18 protein-coding genes and 1 riboswitch are annotated in these 18,299 nt (G+C 42.0%); of the genes, 14 read left to right on the top strand and 4 right to left on the bottom strand.

The window, feature by feature from the left end; genetic code table 11:
• Window positions 1–15: 15 nt before the first annotated feature.
• Window positions 16–1,962 (bottom strand): BglG family transcription antiterminator, encoded by a 1,947-nt coding sequence (locus ABES03_RS08185; protein WP_430116723.1) that lies wholly within the window; start codon window positions 1,960–1,962, stop codon window positions 16–18.
• A 343-nt stretch (window positions 1,963–2,305) separates the two neighbouring features.
• On the opposite strand from ABES03_RS08185, the gene manA reads away from it, so the two are divergent.
• The 6 genes from manA (at window position 2,306) to ABES03_RS08215 (ending at window position 8,699) form a co-directional block, all read left to right on the top strand.
• The gene (gene manA / locus ABES03_RS08190; protein WP_430116759.1) at window positions 2,306–3,253 is read left to right on the top strand and encodes a mannose-6-phosphate isomerase, class I; all 948 of its coding nucleotides are present in this window, start codon (window positions 2,306–2,308) and stop codon (window positions 3,251–3,253) included.
• 274 nt (window positions 3,254–3,527) lie between these two features.
• A complete protein-coding gene (locus tag ABES03_RS08195; protein ID WP_430116726.1) occupies window positions 3,528–4,250 on the top strand; it encodes a FadR/GntR family transcriptional regulator in 723 nt (240 codons plus the stop codon).
• A 61-nt stretch (window positions 4,251–4,311) separates the two neighbouring features.
• Window positions 4,312–5,496, top strand: a complete 1,185-nt coding sequence (locus ABES03_RS08200; RefSeq protein WP_430116728.1) for a trans-sulfuration enzyme family protein — start codon at window positions 4,312–4,314, stop codon at window positions 5,494–5,496.
• A 55-nt stretch (window positions 5,497–5,551) separates the two neighbouring features.
• On the top strand, window positions 5,552–6,871 hold the full coding sequence (locus ABES03_RS08205) for an ABC transporter substrate-binding protein (RefSeq protein WP_430116730.1): 1,320 nt from the start codon (window positions 5,552–5,554) through the stop codon (window positions 6,869–6,871).
• Window positions 6,872–6,933: 62 nt separating this feature from the next.
• Window positions 6,934–7,866: a carbohydrate ABC transporter permease gene (locus ABES03_RS08210; protein WP_430116732.1), complete on the top strand. Its 933-nt coding sequence runs from the start codon at window positions 6,934–6,936 to the stop codon at window positions 7,864–7,866.
• A complete protein-coding gene (locus tag ABES03_RS08215) occupies window positions 7,866–8,699 on the top strand; it encodes a carbohydrate ABC transporter permease (protein ID WP_430116734.1) in 834 nt (277 codons plus the stop codon). The genes ABES03_RS08210 and ABES03_RS08215 overlap by 1 nt, the downstream gene beginning before the upstream one ends.
• A 335-nt stretch (window positions 8,700–9,034) precedes the next feature.
• Here ABES03_RS08215 and ABES03_RS08220 read toward each other — a convergent pair whose 3' ends face one another.
• On the bottom strand, window positions 9,035–9,580 hold the full coding sequence (locus ABES03_RS08220; protein WP_430116736.1) for a hypothetical protein: 546 nt from the start codon (window positions 9,578–9,580) through the stop codon (window positions 9,035–9,037).
• 183 nt (window positions 9,581–9,763) lie between these two features.
• Here ABES03_RS08220 and ABES03_RS08225 point away from each other — a divergent pair, with 183 nt between their 5' ends.
• The 4 genes from ABES03_RS08225 (at window position 9,764) to ABES03_RS08240 (ending at window position 12,695) form a co-directional block, all read left to right on the top strand.
• Window positions 9,764–10,753, top strand: coding sequence for a DUF3231 family protein (locus ABES03_RS08225; RefSeq protein WP_430116738.1), 990 nt, complete (start codon window positions 9,764–9,766; stop codon window positions 10,751–10,753).
• Between the two features lie 133 nt (window positions 10,754–10,886).
• On the top strand, window positions 10,887–11,384 hold the full coding sequence (locus tag ABES03_RS08230; RefSeq protein WP_430116741.1) for a sigma-70 family RNA polymerase sigma factor: 498 nt from the start codon (window positions 10,887–10,889) through the stop codon (window positions 11,382–11,384).
• The gene (locus tag ABES03_RS08235) at window positions 11,377–12,402 is read left to right on the top strand and encodes an anti-sigma factor (protein WP_430116743.1); all 1,026 of its coding nucleotides are present in this window, start codon (window positions 11,377–11,379) and stop codon (window positions 12,400–12,402) included. Before ABES03_RS08230 ends, ABES03_RS08235 begins: the two co-directional genes overlap by 8 nt.
• Entirely contained in the window at window positions 12,387–12,695 is a 309-nt protein-coding gene (locus ABES03_RS08240; protein WP_430116746.1) for a hypothetical protein, read from the top strand. The genes ABES03_RS08235 and ABES03_RS08240 overlap by 16 nt, the downstream gene beginning before the upstream one ends.
• A gap of 33 nt (window positions 12,696–12,728) precedes the next feature.
• Here the strand turns inward: ABES03_RS08240 and ABES03_RS08245 are convergent, their stop codons facing one another.
• Entirely contained in the window at window positions 12,729–13,298 is a 570-nt protein-coding gene (locus ABES03_RS08245; RefSeq protein WP_430116748.1) for a DUF6241 domain-containing protein, read from the bottom strand.
• A gap of 93 nt (window positions 13,299–13,391) precedes the next feature.
• Window positions 13,392–15,044, bottom strand: coding sequence for a M20/M25/M40 family metallo-hydrolase (locus ABES03_RS08250; RefSeq protein WP_430116751.1), 1,653 nt, complete (start codon window positions 15,042–15,044; stop codon window positions 13,392–13,394).
• A 193-nt stretch (window positions 15,045–15,237) separates the two neighbouring features.
• Window positions 15,238–15,420: riboswitch (Lysine riboswitch) on the top strand.
• An 81-nt stretch (window positions 15,421–15,501) separates the two neighbouring features.
• On the opposite strand from ABES03_RS08250, the gene ABES03_RS08255 reads away from it, so the two are divergent.
• From ABES03_RS08255 to ABES03_RS08270, 4 genes are all read left to right on the top strand, one after another.
• Window positions 15,502–16,299 carry an ABC transporter substrate-binding protein gene (locus ABES03_RS08255; RefSeq protein ID WP_430116753.1) on the top strand — a complete coding sequence of 266 codons (798 nt, stop codon included), beginning with the start codon at window positions 15,502–15,504 and terminating at the stop codon, window positions 16,297–16,299.
• A gap of 52 nt (window positions 16,300–16,351) precedes the next feature.
• A complete protein-coding gene (locus tag ABES03_RS08260) occupies window positions 16,352–17,035 on the top strand; it encodes an amino acid ABC transporter permease (RefSeq protein ID WP_308082347.1) in 684 nt (227 codons plus the stop codon).
• Window positions 17,032–17,754: an amino acid ABC transporter ATP-binding protein gene (locus tag ABES03_RS08265; protein WP_308082348.1), complete on the top strand. Its 723-nt coding sequence runs from the start codon at window positions 17,032–17,034 to the stop codon at window positions 17,752–17,754. Before ABES03_RS08260 ends, ABES03_RS08265 begins: the two co-directional genes overlap by 4 nt.
• 151 nt (window positions 17,755–17,905) lie before the next feature.
• A complete protein-coding gene (locus ABES03_RS08270; RefSeq protein WP_430116756.1) occupies window positions 17,906–18,172 on the top strand; it encodes a hypothetical protein in 267 nt (88 codons plus the stop codon).
• The last annotated feature ends 127 nt before the right edge of the window (window positions 18,173–18,299 follow it).

The following is an 18,299-nucleotide window of genomic DNA, read 5'->3' on the forward strand; positions in this document are numbered from 1 at the left end:
GCGCTTGCGCTTTTCTTATAGGTTTTTGATAAACTCTTCTGGTGTTTTTTGCTTGATTAAGTTCGTCATCTGCAGTGGATGATCGGTTAATTGTCCAATTTCGGTGAACAATTCCCTGGTCGTCGTATATTCCTCAGGCTTGGTCGCTAAGGTTAGGACGAGGGAGACGTATTCTTTCCCCCAAAGGAGCGGCTTATTCAATATCCCGACAGCGATGGCGGACTTTTTAATGTACGAAGGGTCCCCATGTGGAATGGCAATGCCTCCGCCAATGTTCGTGGAGGAATGCTGCTCACGAATGATGGAGGATTCGATATATTCTTTACTCACATAACCGTGTTCCTCGAGCCTGGTGGTGAGTGCTTCAATAACTTCATAGGGATGACTGTACTTTAGGTTCATTACAATCAATTCTTCTTTCACTAGCTCTCGTAAATAAGGGAGGGTTCCGGTATGCTGGGCTGTGCCCGATGTAGCTTTTTGACTGCTGAGCTCTTCTATAAATGCCTGCAGCTTGTTTTCCTCCTCTGCTGTTAAAAGAGGTGTTACTTGAACCACAGGGAGGGTGGTAGTAGAGATTGGCACGGTCGAAATAATGAAATCAATATCTGCCGCTGTGTACTGATTGATTTTGTTAATCGAAACCGATTCAAGGATATCTAACGAGTGGAATTTTCGTTCCAGCTTCGTACGAAGGAGAACAGATGCACCAATTCCCATCGGGCAAACAATGATCGTTTTCTTGTTGCTCCCGCTTTTTCGCTGTAGTCTTTCAAGGGATGCTTGGAAGTGAAGAGTGAGGTAGGCGGCCTCTTCTTCAGGAATCTGTAGGTCCCGGCTCTGGTTTACATGGATGATTTCGTTCATAATCGTATCAAACATGTACGGATACATTCGCTTAATTTCATCCAGTATGGGGTTCGTCACACTCAGGCGATGGCGAATCCGATTCATCGTGGATTGAAGGTGAACGTGTAATCCACGGAATAAGTCCTCATCGTGAGAAAAAGGAATATGCATCATGTGAGAGAGTTGACTAACCAACGTGGCTGTTAGTTCTTGCACATCTACATCCACTTCGTTGCCTGCTTCAGGTGCATGTTGAACCCTTCCTCCTAAAAAATGAAGAGCGATATAGGCCATTTCCTGTTGTGGAAAACGGATGGCAAAATGATGCTCCATTTTTTTCATGACGTCTTCGGCAGTGGCGTATTCCCTTTTTGTCAGGATGCTGTCGAGCTCTGCTTCGGGAAGCTGGATGGAATGACCTTGTTTTAACCGTTTGACTGCAATCAGCATATGTACGGTGAGGTTTTGCAAGGTTTCATCTGTATACGGGTTGGTGTTCAGCGTGTTTGCGTCCTCAAGGGATTGTTTTATGGTCTGGACGTCCTGCTTTTCGAAAAATTGCTCCCAAAATTGCATCCGACTGGCTGTGCTTTCTACGAAGGCTGGTACTTTCGAGATTGCTTGACGCCAATTTTGCTCCGCCCCTTCTACCTCAATTCCTAGCTTCTTTTTTGTTGTAAGCTGTAGGTTGGATTTCGCGAGGAAGCCTTCAATTTTCTCGAGATCTTTTTTGATCACCGCTTTGTTGACAAAAAATAGGTCTGATAGCTTTTGAAGGGTTAAGGACTTTTTCTCTACTAGAAGTAATTCCAAAATGCGAACTAATCGGTTCTTTTCATCCATCTCATCATTCGTTGACCCTGTGCTCGCGTGGTAAAGCGTATTCAAAAGTTCTTCTCGTTCAGTTGAGCTAATCTCCAGCTGAAAACCGATATTGGGCTTTCTGGAGAGAGTCGCATGTGAATGCTCACTTAACCAAAGATCGAGCACCTTCGAATCATTCCTTACCGTCTTCTCCGAGCACCCTAGTCTGTCCGCTAGTTGCTGCGAAGACAAAAACTTATCACGGGACTCAAGCAAAATCCGCAGCATCGTCCGTTGCCGTTCATTCATTTCTTTTTCACCTCACTTAATAATGTTGTGGTTGTGTACGCCTCAGGTGGACAGTGTCCACGAGCGGTGAATGACACCAGTTGTGATCCAATGCGGAATTTATCGAACATTTGTGAATGGTATCATATTACGTTTTTTCTGTCACCATCGAAAATGTGACGAAGAATGGACGGATTTTATTTTGCTTCTATTTTAGAAATGGAGTATTCTTGTGAATGAGTTCATTTTTAGTTTTTTACAAAAACTACTTATTTATTATTGGAGGCTGGCTCAAATGCAAAAGGGGTCAGACCCCTTTCGACAAAGCCTCCACACCCGTGACTACATAGAGCAGGAGGAATCAATCATGCAGCCGTTATTTTTGAAGCCCGTATTTAAAGAGAGAATTTGGGGAGGGACAACCCTCAAACAAGAATTTGGATATGAAATCCCATCTGAACATACAGGAGAATGCTGGGCAATTTCTGCTCATCCGAATGGCCCTTCGGTTATTGAAAATGGTCCATTTGCAGGGGTCACACTTGATGAGCTTTGGAAGAAGCATCCCGAGCTTTTTGGAAATCCAACTGAAGAAGTGTTTCCTCTATTAACCAAGATTTTGGATGCCAATATGGACCTATCGGTGCAAGTGCACCCAGATGACGCGTATGCAAAGGTTAACGAAAATGGAGAACTAGGAAAGACAGAATGCTGGTACATCATCGATTGTAAAGAAGATGCTGACATGATCTTCGGACACAATGCGAAAACGTTTGAAGAATTGGTTGAACAGATCAACGAAGGAAAATGGAATGATTTGCTTCGTCGAGTGAAAATCAAGCCAGGGGACTTTTTCTATGTACCAAGTGGCACGATTCACGCGTTGTGCGAAGGCACGCTTGTGTTGGAAACACAGCAAAGCTCTGATACAACTTACCGAGTATACGATTATGACCGCCGCGATGCGGAAGGGAATTTACGTGAGCTTCACCTGGAAAAAGCGATTGAAGTAACGACTGTTCCACACCATGATGCAGAGACTGCACCTCGAGTGCAAGAGGAAGAGAACGCAACAGTAACCACTTTTGTCGAATCAGAGTTTTTCTCTGTTTACAAATGGGCTGTCCGTGGTAAAGCTAGCTTCTCCTTTGCAGACAAATACGTGCTTTTCAGTGTAATCAAAGGTGAAGGATCCCTTGTCCATCAAGGTGAAACCTATGCTTTAAACAAAGGTACGCATTTTATCCTCCCAGTAGGTGCAGGAGAATTCCAAATCGACGGCAACTGCCAACTGATTGTGTCACATACGTAACAAGGAAGGGGACAGTCCCCCAGCGCTTTAAAGCGGCGGGGGACTGTCCCTTTTTTTATGAAGGATAAAACGAAGAGGAATCATGTAGAAAATGTCCTTCATAAGCCGAATTTAGGACAAATCTAGAAGAGTCTAGGTGAATGTCCTTCATCCCACAAAAAAGGCGTAAGACCCAAATCCAATTGGGGACTTACGCTTCTTTATTGCCAAGATGTTATCTCAAAATAAAATTGACTTTTTAAAATATTCAGAATAAACTTTACCTATCAGATAGGTGGACAGTCGTATAGTAGAAAATGAGAGAGAAGGTGACCGTCTCATGAAAACTATCAAAAAGGTATCTATGCACGAAATGATTGCGGAAGAAATCAAGAAATACATAAATGATCATCAATTGAAAAAGGGGGATAAACTGCCGTCTGTAGCCGAGCTTACCAGCATTCTCGGTGTCAGCCGCTCGAGCATCCGAGAAGGCTTACGCTACCTTGAAGGGTTCGATGTCATTGAGGTGCAAAACGGAAAGGGCATCTTTGTGAAAGAAGGAGAAGCCTTAAAAATCGAGGCCAAAATTGATGTCGAGCAGGAGAAGAACTATCTGCTACACATTAGTGAGTTGCGTAGAGCACTAGAAGGAAAAGCAGTAGAGCTAGCGACACTGAGGGCAACCAACCAAGAAATTGAAGAAATGGACCAACTGCTTATAGAGGTGATCCGCCTAAGAGATGCGGGGATCGATTCATCGGAGGTGGACTGGGAATTTCATAAGGCCATCTATCGAGCCTCCCATAACCCCTTGCTAGAAAGTGTCGCCGAATCGGTATCCGACACCTTCAATAAGCTTTGGAGCAGACCTTTTGGCATCGAGCATATTTTTAGTGATACCCTGCCATTTCACAGCACGATGCTTGACGGCATTAAGCAGCGTGACCCTGCTTATGCGTTGCAGGAGTTTAATAAAATCATAGATGCGGTCGAGGATACCGTTCGCCGAATCTAGGCAGGCCGCCAATATCCCGATACGGTTCGCCGCCATAAAACCAAGGAAAGAAGGAATGACCATGACAAACAAGTTTTTCTCAGATGAACATATTGTCACGCATCTCGGTGACGAATATGACCGCTTCCACGGAGCCGTTGTTCCGCCTATCTATCAAAATTCGCTCTTTGTCTTTAAGGATTTTGACCAGCTCGCCGAGGCCATGAAGGATGAGCAAAACAGCTACCTATACTGGCGGGGCACCAATCCCACCGTCCAAATCGTTGAGCAAAAAATCGCCGCCCTCGAAAAAGGTGAGAAATGTAAACTATTCTCCTCTGGAATGGCCGCCATCTCATCCGCCATCCTCACGTTCCTAAAAGCAGGCGATCACGTACTAAGCATCAGCAATATTTACGGTCCTACTACGAAGTTTTTCACCTATGCCGAAAAATTTGGTATCACTCACACCAACACACTTCAAACCGATCTAGACACCATCGAATCTCTCATTAAACCCAACACCAAAGTCATCTACCTAGAAAGCCCAACCACCATGACCTTTAAACTCGTTGATCTTAAGGCCATCTCCGATCTAGCCAAGCAGCGCGGAATCAAAACAATTATTGATAACACTTGGGCGACTCCTATTTTTCAGAACCCTATTACACTTGGAATCGATATCGTGGTTCATTCCGTTTCCAAATACCTAGGCGGCCATAGCGATCTCGTTGGCGGGGCGCTCATCACTAGCAAAGAAATCATGGACCATCTTTTCTATCACGAATACCAACTGCTAGGCGGAGTCATGCCGCCCTATGAAGCCTGGCTATTAATGCGTGGTCTGCGCACCCTGCCTCTACGAATGAAAGCCCATCAAGAAAGCGGAATGAAAATCGCCACATTTTTAGAAAATCATCCTTCTGTCAAAAAAGTAAACTATCCAGGCTTAAAGAGCTCTCCAGATTATGAACTTGGCACCAAGCAATTAAAAGGATATGCCGGTCTATTGAGTTTTGAACTTGCGAACAATTCCTTCGAGTCCGTTCGTAAGGTGATTAACAGCCTGAAACAGTTCCAAATCGGAGTTTCCTGGGGTGGCTTTGAGAGTCTCGTCATCTCACCGAATTACGGCTATAACAAGGAGCAACTAGTTGCCAGTGGCATGGATCCTGGCTTAATTCGACTATCCGTGGGTTTAGAAAATGCTGATGAACTGATGGAAGACCTCAACATGGCATTGCAGGTACAATCACAAACGGTATAAAAGGCTGACCTTTTATATAAAAAAAGAAAAACATTTCAGAGGGGGATAAAATTTGATGCTTCATCTCAAAAAAGGATTTTTGATGTTGGTGCTAGTCATGGTTTTCCTAGGCCTGCTCGCAGGCTGTAGCGGCTCCAAAGAAACAAGCTCTGAAGAAGGCGGCGACGCAAAAGTCACACTACGAATGGTTGAGAGTATTACAAGCCCAGCAAGAACCAAACTGTTGAAAAAGATGCTTGCCAAGTTTGAAAAAGAAAATCCAGGGATTAAAGTGGAGCTCATCTCCCCACCATTAAAGAGTGCCGACGAAAAAATAACCCAAATGTTAATGGCAAAAGAAGATATTGATGTATTAGAGGTTCGCGAGCAAACTGTTAAAAACTTCGCAAATAACAAATTTATTGAAGACCTTTCCCGCTATACAAGCCAGTGGAAGGAATGGGACACGTTAACGGAAACCATCAAACACGGTGCGACAGCGGTTGACCACAATCCATACTATATTCCGTATGGTGTATATGAAAAAACGTTATTTTACCGGAAAGATTGGTTTGAAGAGGCTGGCATCAAGGTTCCTGAAACATGGGATGAGCTAGTGGATGCGGCGATTAAATTAACGGACAAATCGAAGAATCGCTACGGCTATAGCTTCCGAGGCGGTGCAGGTGCCACAGATTATATCGAATTTATGACATGGTCTTACCTTGGAAAGAACATTGTCCAGAATGATGCCTATTTTACACAAGACGGAAAAACGATGTTTGAAACACCTGAAGCGAAGCAAGTACTGGATACGTATTTGAAGTTATACAAAGAAGCGTCCCCGCCGGATTCTGTTAGCTGGAGCTACCCGGAAATGGTGCAAGGCTTCACATCTGGCATGACAGCGATGTTAATCCAGGATCCAGAGGTTATTGTAACGGCTGAAGAAAATATGAAAAAAGGGACATGGGCAACCGCTCCACTTCCAAAGGGTACGCCATCAGGTGTCGCTCAACAGCCTGCCGGAACAGCTGGCTGGGGAATCGGAGCTTTCTCAAAGCATAAGGCTGAAGCGTGGAAGCTAGTTTCTTTCCTATCAAGCCCAGAGCAAAACCTATACTTTGCGAAAAATAACTCATTAATTCCGATTCATTTAAGTGCAGGGGATGACCCATATTTCAAGGAAGGTTACTTCAGCTCTTATATCCAAATGAATGCAAAGCCAGAAGAGTTCTTGATTGCTGACCGCCCTGTTGAGTACAAGGGATATGCAGAATACAGAGCGATGGCAGATAAAGATATTCAGGCCTTGCTGTTAGGAAAGGTATCGAGTAAAGACACTTTAGCCAAGTGGTCTGATTTTTGGAAAAAGGAAAAAGCCAATAAAAAATAGCACCGGTTGGGGGCAGTGGTGTTCTGCTGCCCCTATGTTTTTTAGAGAGGAGCGTATGAAACTTGAAGACGCAAACTGAACCAGTTACCAATCGAAGCTTGCCAACGTTTTCGATCTCCAAGCATGGACTGTTTATTTTCCTTAGCTTACTCCCTGCCTTATTGCTTGTCGCCATTTTCATCTATTATCCATTATTCAAAGGGGTCATTATGGCCTTTCAAAATTACTCGCTATTTGACTTAACGAACATTGAGTTTATCGGATTCGATAACTTCAAGGCGGTCATGGCTGAAGCAGGATTTAAAGAATCCTTAGTGAACAGCTTTTATTGGGTCTTTTTTTCACTCATTCCCCAGTTTGTGATTGGCTTTGGTGTTGCCTTGTTATTGCGGAGAAAATTCCGAGGCAGAGGCGTGTATCAAGCGTTTATATTTTTTCCTTGGGCGATGTCGGGGTTCTTAATCGGATTAATTTGGCGCTGGATGTTAAATGGCCAAAGCGGCGTAATAAATGACCTGTTGTTGAAGGCAGGAATCATTGATACCGGGATTCCTTTCTTAGCGGACCCCACTTGGGCCATGGTATCCGTCATTGTGGCCAACGTGTGGTACGGAATTACCTTCTTTGCCATCATGATTTTAGCCGCCCTGCAATCTATTCCTGACGAATTGTTTGAAGCGGCGAAGATCGACGGGGCGAACTATTTCCAGCAGCTGTTCAAGATTACCATTCCGTATATTTTACCAACGCTGATTGTGACGACATTACTACGTATTATCTGGATTCTAAATTTCCCTGATCTGATTTATTCCTTAACGAACGGCGGGCCTGCAGGGTCAACACATATTCTATCTACCTTCATGCTGGAAAAATTAATCATGGGACAGAACTATGGACAGGCAGCGGCAATCGGTGTCATTATGATTTTCCTACTCCTGTGCTTTTCGATTTTTTATGTAATGGCAACGAAATTCAATAAAGCGGGTGATTTTTAATGACGAGGCTCATCAATTGGAAACAGCTGTTTAAGGTGATTTTTCTCTCCTTATTCCTTGTCTTTACGGTGTTTCCGCTTTATTGGATTTTCATTACTTCTTTAAAACCAGGCAAGGATATGTTTACGTTCCCCATTCACTATTGGCCGGAAACGATCACGTTTGAACATTATATTGATATCTTTAAAATCTCTAATTTTGGTATTTATATCACAAATAGCTTGATTTTGTCTGTGGTTGCGGGTGTGTTCTCGCTTCTCATTGCGATGCTGAGCGGCTATGTGTTGGCACGCTTTGAGTTTAAAGGGAAATCGCAAGTGATTTTTGCCTTTTTTATTACGCAAATGATCCCGTTATTTATTGGGTTGGCGCCATTATATTTATTAATGTCCAAGCTTCAGCTGCTCAACAAGTTGCCATCTCTTATGCTGATGTACACTGTCATGATGGTTCCTTTTTGTACGGTGATTATGAAAGGGTTTTTCGAGCGAATCCCATCGACACTAGAGGAAGCGGCCATGATTGATGGGTGCTCAAGGCTGACGGCGTTATTCAAGGTCATCATTCCGGTGATGCTACCTGGGATTGCAGCGACCTTTATCTTCGCGTTTGTGCAGTGCTGGAACGAGTTGTTCCTTGCCATTATGTTTATCGATAAGGAAGAAGCGAAGTCCATACCTGTAGCCATGAACTCTTTTATCACCAAATATGATATTGATTGGGGATCTATGTCCGCGGCAACCGTCTTATCCGTGATTCCTACTCTTATCCTTTTCGCCTTTGCGCAAAAATACATAGTCGAGGGCATGACACAAGGTTCTGTCAAAGGGTAACTCGGGAACTGTGGATAATTGGGTTCAGGTTGTTCGCAAATAAAAGTGGGTTATCCGCAAATAAGAGCCGGTTATCCGCAAATAAGAGCCGGTTATCCGCAAATAAATGTGGATTAATCGCAAATAAAAGCGAGTTATCCGCAAATAAAAGGAGTCATCCACATATAAAAGTGGATGACTCACAAGTAAAATCGTTCCATCCACAAGAAAGAGATGCATTATCCACAAAAAGGGGATGAAAATCTCTGAAAAATTACAATATCCACAAGACAATAGTTTTTATCTATCAAAAATGGAGGCCATTCATCAACAGGCCTCCATTTTTATTAACAAACTTATTTGGTTCGCAGTCGTTTAATCGCCTTGACCACCAAAATAATATACCCAATCAATAGTCCGTACCCAATTACAATGATGAGACCTGGCACATAGCCTGGTGTGTTCCCTGAATCGGTCGACATCCCTGCTAAAAAGAGTGGGGCGATCGGCAGCATGAGGACACCCGGTCCTGAACTAACCAATAGTAAAGCGCCTGGTGCAAGCGCAATCCAAGGCCAAATCGGCTTTTTCTTTTTCTCTGACCCACCACTGATAAGTTCTGCCGGTTTCTCACCTACGCTCACGATAGGACTCGCCGTTTTCCTCCATTGCTTATAGGTTTTGATTGCAACAAACGCTTTTTTCATTCCCCATCCAAGCACAATAATGATACATATCCCAATGACCATAAATAAAATCGAAAAGAAGCTGATTTCATCCGGTTTCCATAATGGAATCGTCATCATCAAGAGCATCCCTGGTAAGGTAGTTAACGCAAATATTCCTCCCCCAATTAAGACAAAATAAGCCCAAATTGGGTTTGTAATCTCTGTCTGTTTCATTACTTATTCCCCTTAAAAATAATAGAAAGTCCACCCTATATTATAAAATGATTAGATGGAAAAATATAGTATATGTATATCAAATAGTGGAGGGAGGCATTCTACTATTTTTTTAGTAAGTGAATGATATGGCGTTCATGGTTCAAACTAACAAAAAGTACGTTGAACTGAGGAGAGATTCACATGCCTGAAATGCCAGCTTTAGCGTCATCCGAGATCGGAACGTTATGGATGACCTATCAACAAAAGACGATGATTAAACATATGTTAGAGTACTATATAGAAAAAGCAGATGATCCAGAGGCCAAAAAAATTATGTCTAACTTACATGAAGAAATCAGTCCTTATATAGAGCAGATGATTCAAATTTTTAAAAGTGAAGGAATCCCTACTCCGATAGGATTTACTGACCAAGATATCAATAAAGAAGTCCCAAAGCTCTATGATAATGGTTTTGATATCATGTTTGTCCGAATGATTAAAGAAATCAGCATGGCGATGCACACCTTAAATATCACAATGTCCTATCGCGATGATATGATTCAACTCTATAAGAACCTCACAAGTATGACACAAAAGTATTATCATCAATGTACTAAATACTTACTAGAAAAAGGGTTAGTTCCCCGTTCGCCGTATGTTTCAACCACTAAGGAAGTGGAGTTTGTCAAAGATACTAACTATCTAGGTGGATTTAACCTGTTTAGCGGGAAACGCTCTCTCAACACGGTGGAGCTGGCAAACATTTATCATGCCATCGAATCCAATGTGACGGGGATGCAAATGATTTACGGATTTGCCCAATGTGCGGAAAAAAAGGATGTTCGTAAATTTTTCACAAAGGGTGGAGAGATGGCAGCAGCCATCATTAAAGAGATGAGTGAGGTCCTATTAGAAAATAATATTCCCGTTCCAGCTACTGCTGGTGGGAATATCACTACTTCAACCCTTGCTCCTTTCTCAGATAAAATCATGATGTACTGCGTCAGCCTGTTCTGCAGCTTTTCTTTAGGCGGTAACTCTGTAGGAACGGCATTTAGCTTACGAAATGACCTGCCGGCGAAGCTGTCAATCTTCATGAAGGATATTTTTGAATATGCGCATGAAGGCGCCAAAATCATGATTAAACATGGCTGGATGGAAGAACCGCCGCAAACGGTAAAACCGAAATAAATAGTTATTGTCTGAATGAACGGAGAAGTGTGAATGCACTTCTCTTTTTTTGTGGAAAAAAATTAAATATTTTTGTTAAAATTGCAACTTTTTGGTAAGTTAAAACGTGGATTAGGTGAAAGGGGGATGGTTCGTGCAGCTTGAAGATGTATTTAAAGAGAATCTAAATGATTTGTATCGATATCTCTATTCCCTTTCTAAAGACCATTTTGCAGCGGAAGATCTTGTCCAAGAGGCTTTTTACAGGGCTTATGTGTCTATTGAAGATTATGAAATAAAAAATATTAGGGCTTGGTTATTTAAGGTTGCTTACCATGCTTTCATTGATTTTCAAAGGAAGCATAAAAGAGTTATTTTCGAACAAGAAATGGATGAACGCGTGGATATTCAACAAAGTACACCCGAGAAGGAAATGCTCGAAAAGGAATCATTAAGCTTACTGTTAAGGGATATTAATAGCCTGCAAGAGAATGAAAAGCACGCCATACTCCTATGTGATCTGCATGATCTTCCATACCAGGAAGCTGCAGATATTCTTGATTTAAAGTTAAACACGTTAAAAAGCCACTTATTTAGAGGACGAAAAAAATTGGTAGACAAAGTGAAAGGAAGGGGAAGGACAGATGAGTGATAAGATGAATCCAAACGATGATGAACTCTATCAAAATTTCATTAAAAATACGAAACAGGAATATAAGACGAGTCATATTCTTACTGAAGAAGCTCAACGAACCATTGTTAACGTGGGGAAGAATCATGCACGATTAACGAATATTTTCATAAGTCTTGCCGTCCTGTTACTGATCATCCCAGTTATGACACTTATCACCTATTTTTATTACGCAATCGGGGGAAGGGCTGACAAGCTTATTGAGGTTGCTTCAAATACGATCTACGTAACGGAGCCTAATATCAATCTGGAAAAAATAAAAATTGAGGACGACATTGGGTTATTTTCCATGCATCTCCTGTTTGATGTGAATAAACGGATAGGAAAAGAGGATTATAAAGCTGGAGACTATGATATTTACTTCACTTTAGATCAACCTAATTTTCCTAAAAAGACGACCCTTTTAGAACGTCCGCTACCTGAAATTCCAAGTGTTGAAACAGAAAGATTGCTTCATCCAGACGCTAACATTCCGTTTGATACGGGGGGAGAATGGAGTATATTAAAGGGGCTTCCAGATGGCACGGTTGCCGAATTGTATGTGTCGTTATCCACATTGCATAAGCCTGATGAGATCAAACTAATCTTGCCAAAGGAAACAGAGGTGCGCTGGTTAGCTGTGGATACCGGGCTTGAAGCAAAACAGGTAGATAAAGAGGGCGTACCAATCACTGCAATCGGCTATCCTGCTCAAATAGATTCAACCATTTGGTCGCCTTTCAACGGCAGAGAACAAACAAATGAAGAAGTGTTCATGGATATTCTTACACAACTTTCAAAAAATGAAGAAGTGGCAACAAAAGTAGCTAGGGCCAAGTCGCTTGAGTTAAAGGAACGAATGGCTTATCTAAAGAAAAATGGTATTCAAGTATATGGGGCTGTTGTGACCGGACCAACGTCTGAACTTAGAAAATTAGAGCAGATGAAAGAGGTACGGGCTGTAAAGGTAGGGGAGGTAAAGCTATGGAACTGGAAATAAAGAAGAAGTCCACACTCAGCAAATTGATTGGGCTGGCTGGCATTCTTTCGTTCGTATGGGGGCTATTTTCACTTGCGATTCTTAATGCAGCCTTATTATTAAAAACAGAAACCTTTCCTGATTTCTTTTTAATAAAGAATCCAATGTTTGGCATTATTCTTGGTGTAATCGGACTATTTACGAGAAGGCGACCAAGGCTATATGCGTGGTGGGGATTGGGGATCAACGTATTTATTCTCCTTTTTACCTTTCTCATGTTTATGCTTTCCTGGACGATCAATGCGAAACCATAATTCACTATAGGATCAAAAAGGAAGTAAGCTCCGCTACGGCTGGGAGCTTACTTCTTTTGCGATGTCATCACCAAAATTATTCAAGATGAAGGTTTCTTCTTCTGCTTTGCTTAAGATTCCGTGGGCTTGCCCAACGGTACCGCCTTGATATTGCCAGAAATAGTTGTGGTCGTCATCGACTGCGGAAAAATTCCCCGCCTTCCATTTTTCAAGAATGGCCAGCAATTGGTCTTTTCGGTCGAAGTCACTGTTGCTCACAATCTCGTACACGCGATTAATGGTATCCTGCATCATAGGGATGGCTCCCCATTTTTCGTAAGCCTTCACTTTTTGATGCGTCATTTTGTGCATCACTTCAATGACCTTATATTCGGAGCTGGTATTATCAATGCCGATATCGTACTGAACACCGCCAATTTTATCTGTTTGTTTGCTTTCCTCATCTTCAGGAGAAGTAGAATCATCCACAGCTTCCGTCTCTACTTTCTCTAGTTTGTTTCCTGACACGGCCTCGCTGTTGATCAATTTATAGGCTCCATAAAATCCACCCAGTAAAACAGCCAAAACAATGGCCGCAAAAATCAAAATTTTCTTCACAACCATCCCCCTTTTTATGCCTGTTTTTCACTCATTTTCCTTTTATTTTACATGTTTCTTGTAAAAAAAGCTTGTAGAAGGGTCTACAAGCTTTGGAGATTATTTGTTTAAAAGTTTCTGAATTACAAGGTTGGTTAGGTTTGGAACGACTTGGAGTGAGTAGGTCATTTCCATCCGCTCCAGCTTTTTATGTGCATCTAAGCCGTATGGACCGATGTTGATGACTGGTACATTGATGTCGCGGATGTCTTGGTAGTCAACAAAGAGCTTCGTGCCCCAGCCAGGGTTGTTGTTGGTTTCCGCCTTTATGCCTGATTCATCATCACTCAGCGCGACAAAGCTCATATCCGAGATATACGGGAAGAAATTCCGCGTCACAATCGGATGTGGATAGTGTGGCTGCATTTCTTCCACCGCTTCATCCAACGCCTGGATCAAGCTCATTTCATCCTCTGTTTTTCCTGTCAATTCAATTCTTGGTGAATATAAGGACGAGTAAAATAGAATGATCGCCGGGCTCTTATCCTTCATCCAATTCCACGCTTCCTCCACCACTCTCGCAGCAAACATGCGCGTATCTAATTCCGGATTATTAACTAGCTTTTCCTTAAATTCATTCATATGTGCGGTGAATGTTTCACCATTCTCAGCCACCAATAATTGCTCCATTTCTTCGTACGTCATGACTCTCGATTTCCAAGGGTGCTGGATATAGGGTTCGCCACTCAATGTACTGTATTGTTTATATCTTTCTTCAAAAGAAGTCAGGGCATTGGTAAAAGCGATATCTGCCTGTTCTCTTAATTTTTCAAGGACATCCTTTGGAGACCAAGAGTGAATAAAGAAATTGTAGTAAACATAAGCAGACAGAGCCGTTTGAACCGTATAGGACGGCTTCAAATCCGTTTGTTTTAACGAAACAGGCGGCACGGTCGTCTCGCCAAACGCTTCGTTGCATAGCTCTGGATTGTAATTGATTTGTCGAGTTAGCTCGGCTGCGATAAAGTTCGGATCGAGTCCTTCAAAGGCAGAGCCTACATGTGTTTCTGCTCCTGTAATGAAAAAGGATGGCAGCAATTTTCCTACTGTGCCTTTATAGATATAGCGATTGTCATCGCCTTCATAGCGCGGCGCCACGAAATCGGCATTAATGGCAGCGGAATAGGCAAAACCATGTTCCTGTTTCCAGCGTTTTAAAGTTTTTAAGGCAGAAAGAACACCGTGTGAGCTGTCTTCCTCGTCACACTCTGCTAAAAGAACCAGGTTTCCGTCTAATTCTTCTGGGTGTTCCGAGTAATATTTTAAGAGATAGAGATGACTAGCGACTCCGCTTTTCATATCAAGGACGCCACGGCCAAACATCCAATCTCCCGACTGTAAATGTTTTTGTGCAGAAGCGGGCAGATTCTCTTTTTTCAGGGATTCCATTAGCTCCTCGGGATAGCAGGCCTGGTCTTTCAAGTGAGTAAAATCATCAATTCCGACTGTATCCGTATGACCCATTAGGATGATGGTTCGATTGCTCGTACCCTTTGTTCCTTTGACAAACGCCAGCACATTATAACGCTCTTGATTGTCATTGTGGGTCTGTTCTAAAACAAGCTGGCCTGGATTTTCTGAAAAATAGGGCCATGAGGAAATCATTGCATATAAAGCCTGGGCAATGGCTTTTTCGCCATAAGTATTTACAACACTTTCAATGTTTACGAGCTGTTTCGTGAATGCCAGTACATCTTCTCGACATTGCAACATATGCCTAACCTTCTTTTCTAGTAATTTGGAAATTTCCTATTTTAGAAAAATGTATCTCAAGAAAGAAAACCCGTCAAGGGTTTTCATTTGGATGTAAATTCCATTAAAAATATTATTGCATTTGTTAGAATACTTTTATATACTAAAAAAAGTTTCGTCAAACTAAATATGAAAATCCTCATCTTTAAGCATTAGATGGGGTAGAGGTCGCGATTTATATCAGTATCCTATGGGAGATTCAGTGAAATCTATGAAAATAGGAAAAAGGATCAATCGCCGAAGCTTCTGAAATCACTTTTTTCAGAAAGCTGGGTCTGCACTCGAATAGGGGCAGAACTGTCACAGTTCCTTGGAATTGTGGAGAACTATCTTCACCAATGCTGATCGATGAGGGTGTGTAGAACACCGTCATATGCCATTGTGACGGTGTTTTTTTATTAACTGGGGAGGTATATTTATGAAAAAAATTGCAATTTTATTAGCTGCAGCGATGATGTTACTTCTATCTGCTTGCGGCACGGAGAAGGCTGATGGGGAAAAGGCAGCGAAAGCAAGCAGTGGTAAGCATGAATTAGTGAAAAAAGGTGCCTTAACGTTCTCTATGACTGGACAATATCCGCCATTAAACTTTAAGAAAGACGGAAAATTAACTGGATTTGACGTTGAAATCGGAACAGAAATTGCGAAAAGAATTGGACTCGAAGCCAATCCTGTAACAAACCCATGGGAAACGATTATTCAAGGGTTAAAGGCAAAGAAATACGATGCGATTATCGGTAGTATGACGGCAACACCTGAGCGTGATAAGCAGGTTGACTTCACGAATCCATACTATCTATCTGGTGCACAGATTTTTGTAGCGGAAGACAACACAGATATTCAGTCAAAGGAAGACCTAAAGGGTAAGACAATCGGAGTTATTCAAGCGAGCACATGGAAGGACATGGCCGAAGATCTATCTGACCAAGTGAAAGGCTATCCAACAGACGTCAACGCTCTTCAAGACTTGGCACTTGGTCGTTTGGATGCTGTTATCACTGACAAAATTGTTGGGGTAAGTGCAAAAAATGAAAAAGGTCTAAAAATTAAAGCAATCGGCGGATTGTTGAACGAAGACCGTGTGAGTGTAGCGGTTGCTGAAGGAAACAAAGAACTCGCTGACAAAATTAACGAAGCAATCCAATCAATGATTGACGATGGTACGTACGAAAAAATTAGTATGAAATGGTTCAACACCAACGTAATGGAAAAGTAAGAAATTGTGTCGAAGGGGGACTGTCCCCCTTCAAAAAAAGGAGGTAAGCCTCGTGGTTTTTTTAGATAATATTATTAGTATTTTTAGTGAGCATGGAATTGCTTTTTTGAAAGCTTCTTGGATGACGATCTCAATTACAGCGATCTCTCTGTTATTTGCGATGGTGATCGGCATTATTTTTGCCGCCTTTAAGATCTCGACTAGTAAACTATTAAATCGCATTGCTGACATCTATATTGGGATTATTCGCGGAACCCCGCTGATTGTTCAAATCATGTTCTTATATTATGGACTTGCCAACATCGTGAACTTGGATAGCTTCACGGCAGGGGCATTGGCATTGGGTGTTCACACGGGCGCGTATATCGCAGAAATTTTCAGAGGAGCGGTTCAATCGATTGACCGCGGTCAGATGGAAGCGGCCAGGTCGCTTGGAATGAACTATTCACTTGCGATGAGAAGAATTATTTTCCCACAGGCTTTCAAAAGATCAATTCCGGCCCTTGCCAATCAGTTTATTATTGGCTTAAAGGATTCTTCACTAGTTGCCTATATTGCGGTAACAGACCTTTACAACACGGCCCTTAGTGTACAAGGGGAAAACTATATGCCGTTTGAAACGTATTTTGTCGTAGGAATCTATTACTTAATTATCGTTCTAATTTTCACATGGGTAGCTAACCTGATTGAAAAGAAACTCGATGTGAGTAAACCGAAGGAGGTACGTGTCGCATGATTCAAGTTCGTAATCTATCAAAATCCTTTGGTAAGCTTGACGTGTTAAAGAATATTGACTTGGAGATTCATGAACAAGAAGTCGTCGTCCTGATTGGTGCCAGCGGTTCTGGTAAAAGTACGTTGCTTCGCTGTTTGAACTTTTTAGAGGTGGCAGAGCAGGGAGAGGTTACGATTGATTCTGAGAAAATTGATCTCACCAAAACGAACTTGAATAAAGTGAGAGAAAAGGTAGGAATGGTGTTTCAGCACTTCAATCTTTTCCCGCATAAAACGGTGTTAGAAAATATTATCGAAGCCCCCATTTTTGTTAGAAAAGAAACTAAAGAAGCTGCAAGCACAAAAGCGATGAACCTTTTGAAAAAAGTAGGCCTTGCTGATAAAGCAAACTACTATCCGGAGCAGCTGTCTGGTGGGCAAAAGCAGCGGGTGGCGATTGCAAGAGCGTTGGCGATGGAACCGAAAGTTATGCTGTTTGATGAGCCAACGTCGGCATTGGATCCTGAGCTAGTAGGGGAAGTGCTTCAGGTTATGAAGGATTTGGCCCGAGAAGGGATGACGATGGTGATCGTGACCCATGAAATGGGCTTTGCAAGAGAAGTGGCTGACCGTGTGATCATGTTGGCGGACGGCAATATAATAGAAGAAGGACATCCAAATGAGATCTTCGTGAACCCTCAGCATGAGCGGACACAGCGGTTTTTGAATCAAATCTTATAGAATCCCTTTTAAAAATGACGTGTGAATTGCCACACGTCATTTTTCCATTTATTAAAGTAAAAGGGTGCATTTCTTCAAGAAGGAGAAATGTACTTTAGTATTGAAGTAATGTTGTAGGTTGGTTCAACAAGATAAAAGAGGGAGTTGAAAAATGAAATTTAATAAAGAAGTATTTAAAAACTTAAATCATGGATATGAAGATATAATAGAGTTATCCAGGAGTTGTAAATTTTCTGACTGTACTCATATAAACGAGATTGACTGTGAAGTTAAAAAGGCAATTTCTGAAGGTACTCTTCCAGAAGAAAGATTTAATAACTATTATAGTGATAAAAACGAAGCAGAATATGTTTCTAAACAAAAGAATAAAACTAAAGCTATCGATTACATGAAACAAAGGAAACTTTTTAAGAGGTAAATAAATAGGAAGCTAATCTTAAAAAGACCAGCTTCCTATTTTTTCATTGGGTTCTGTTAAAATGGCCTGTTGATTTCCGCTCCAGGCACTTCGCTTTCCGTGGGTGTTTCGGCGAGCCTCCTCGGCG

This window comes from Neobacillus rhizosphaerae (assembly GCF_050477885.1).
Classification (GTDB): Bacteria; Bacillota; Bacilli; order Bacillales; family Cytobacillaceae; genus Neobacillus; species Neobacillus rhizosphaerae_A.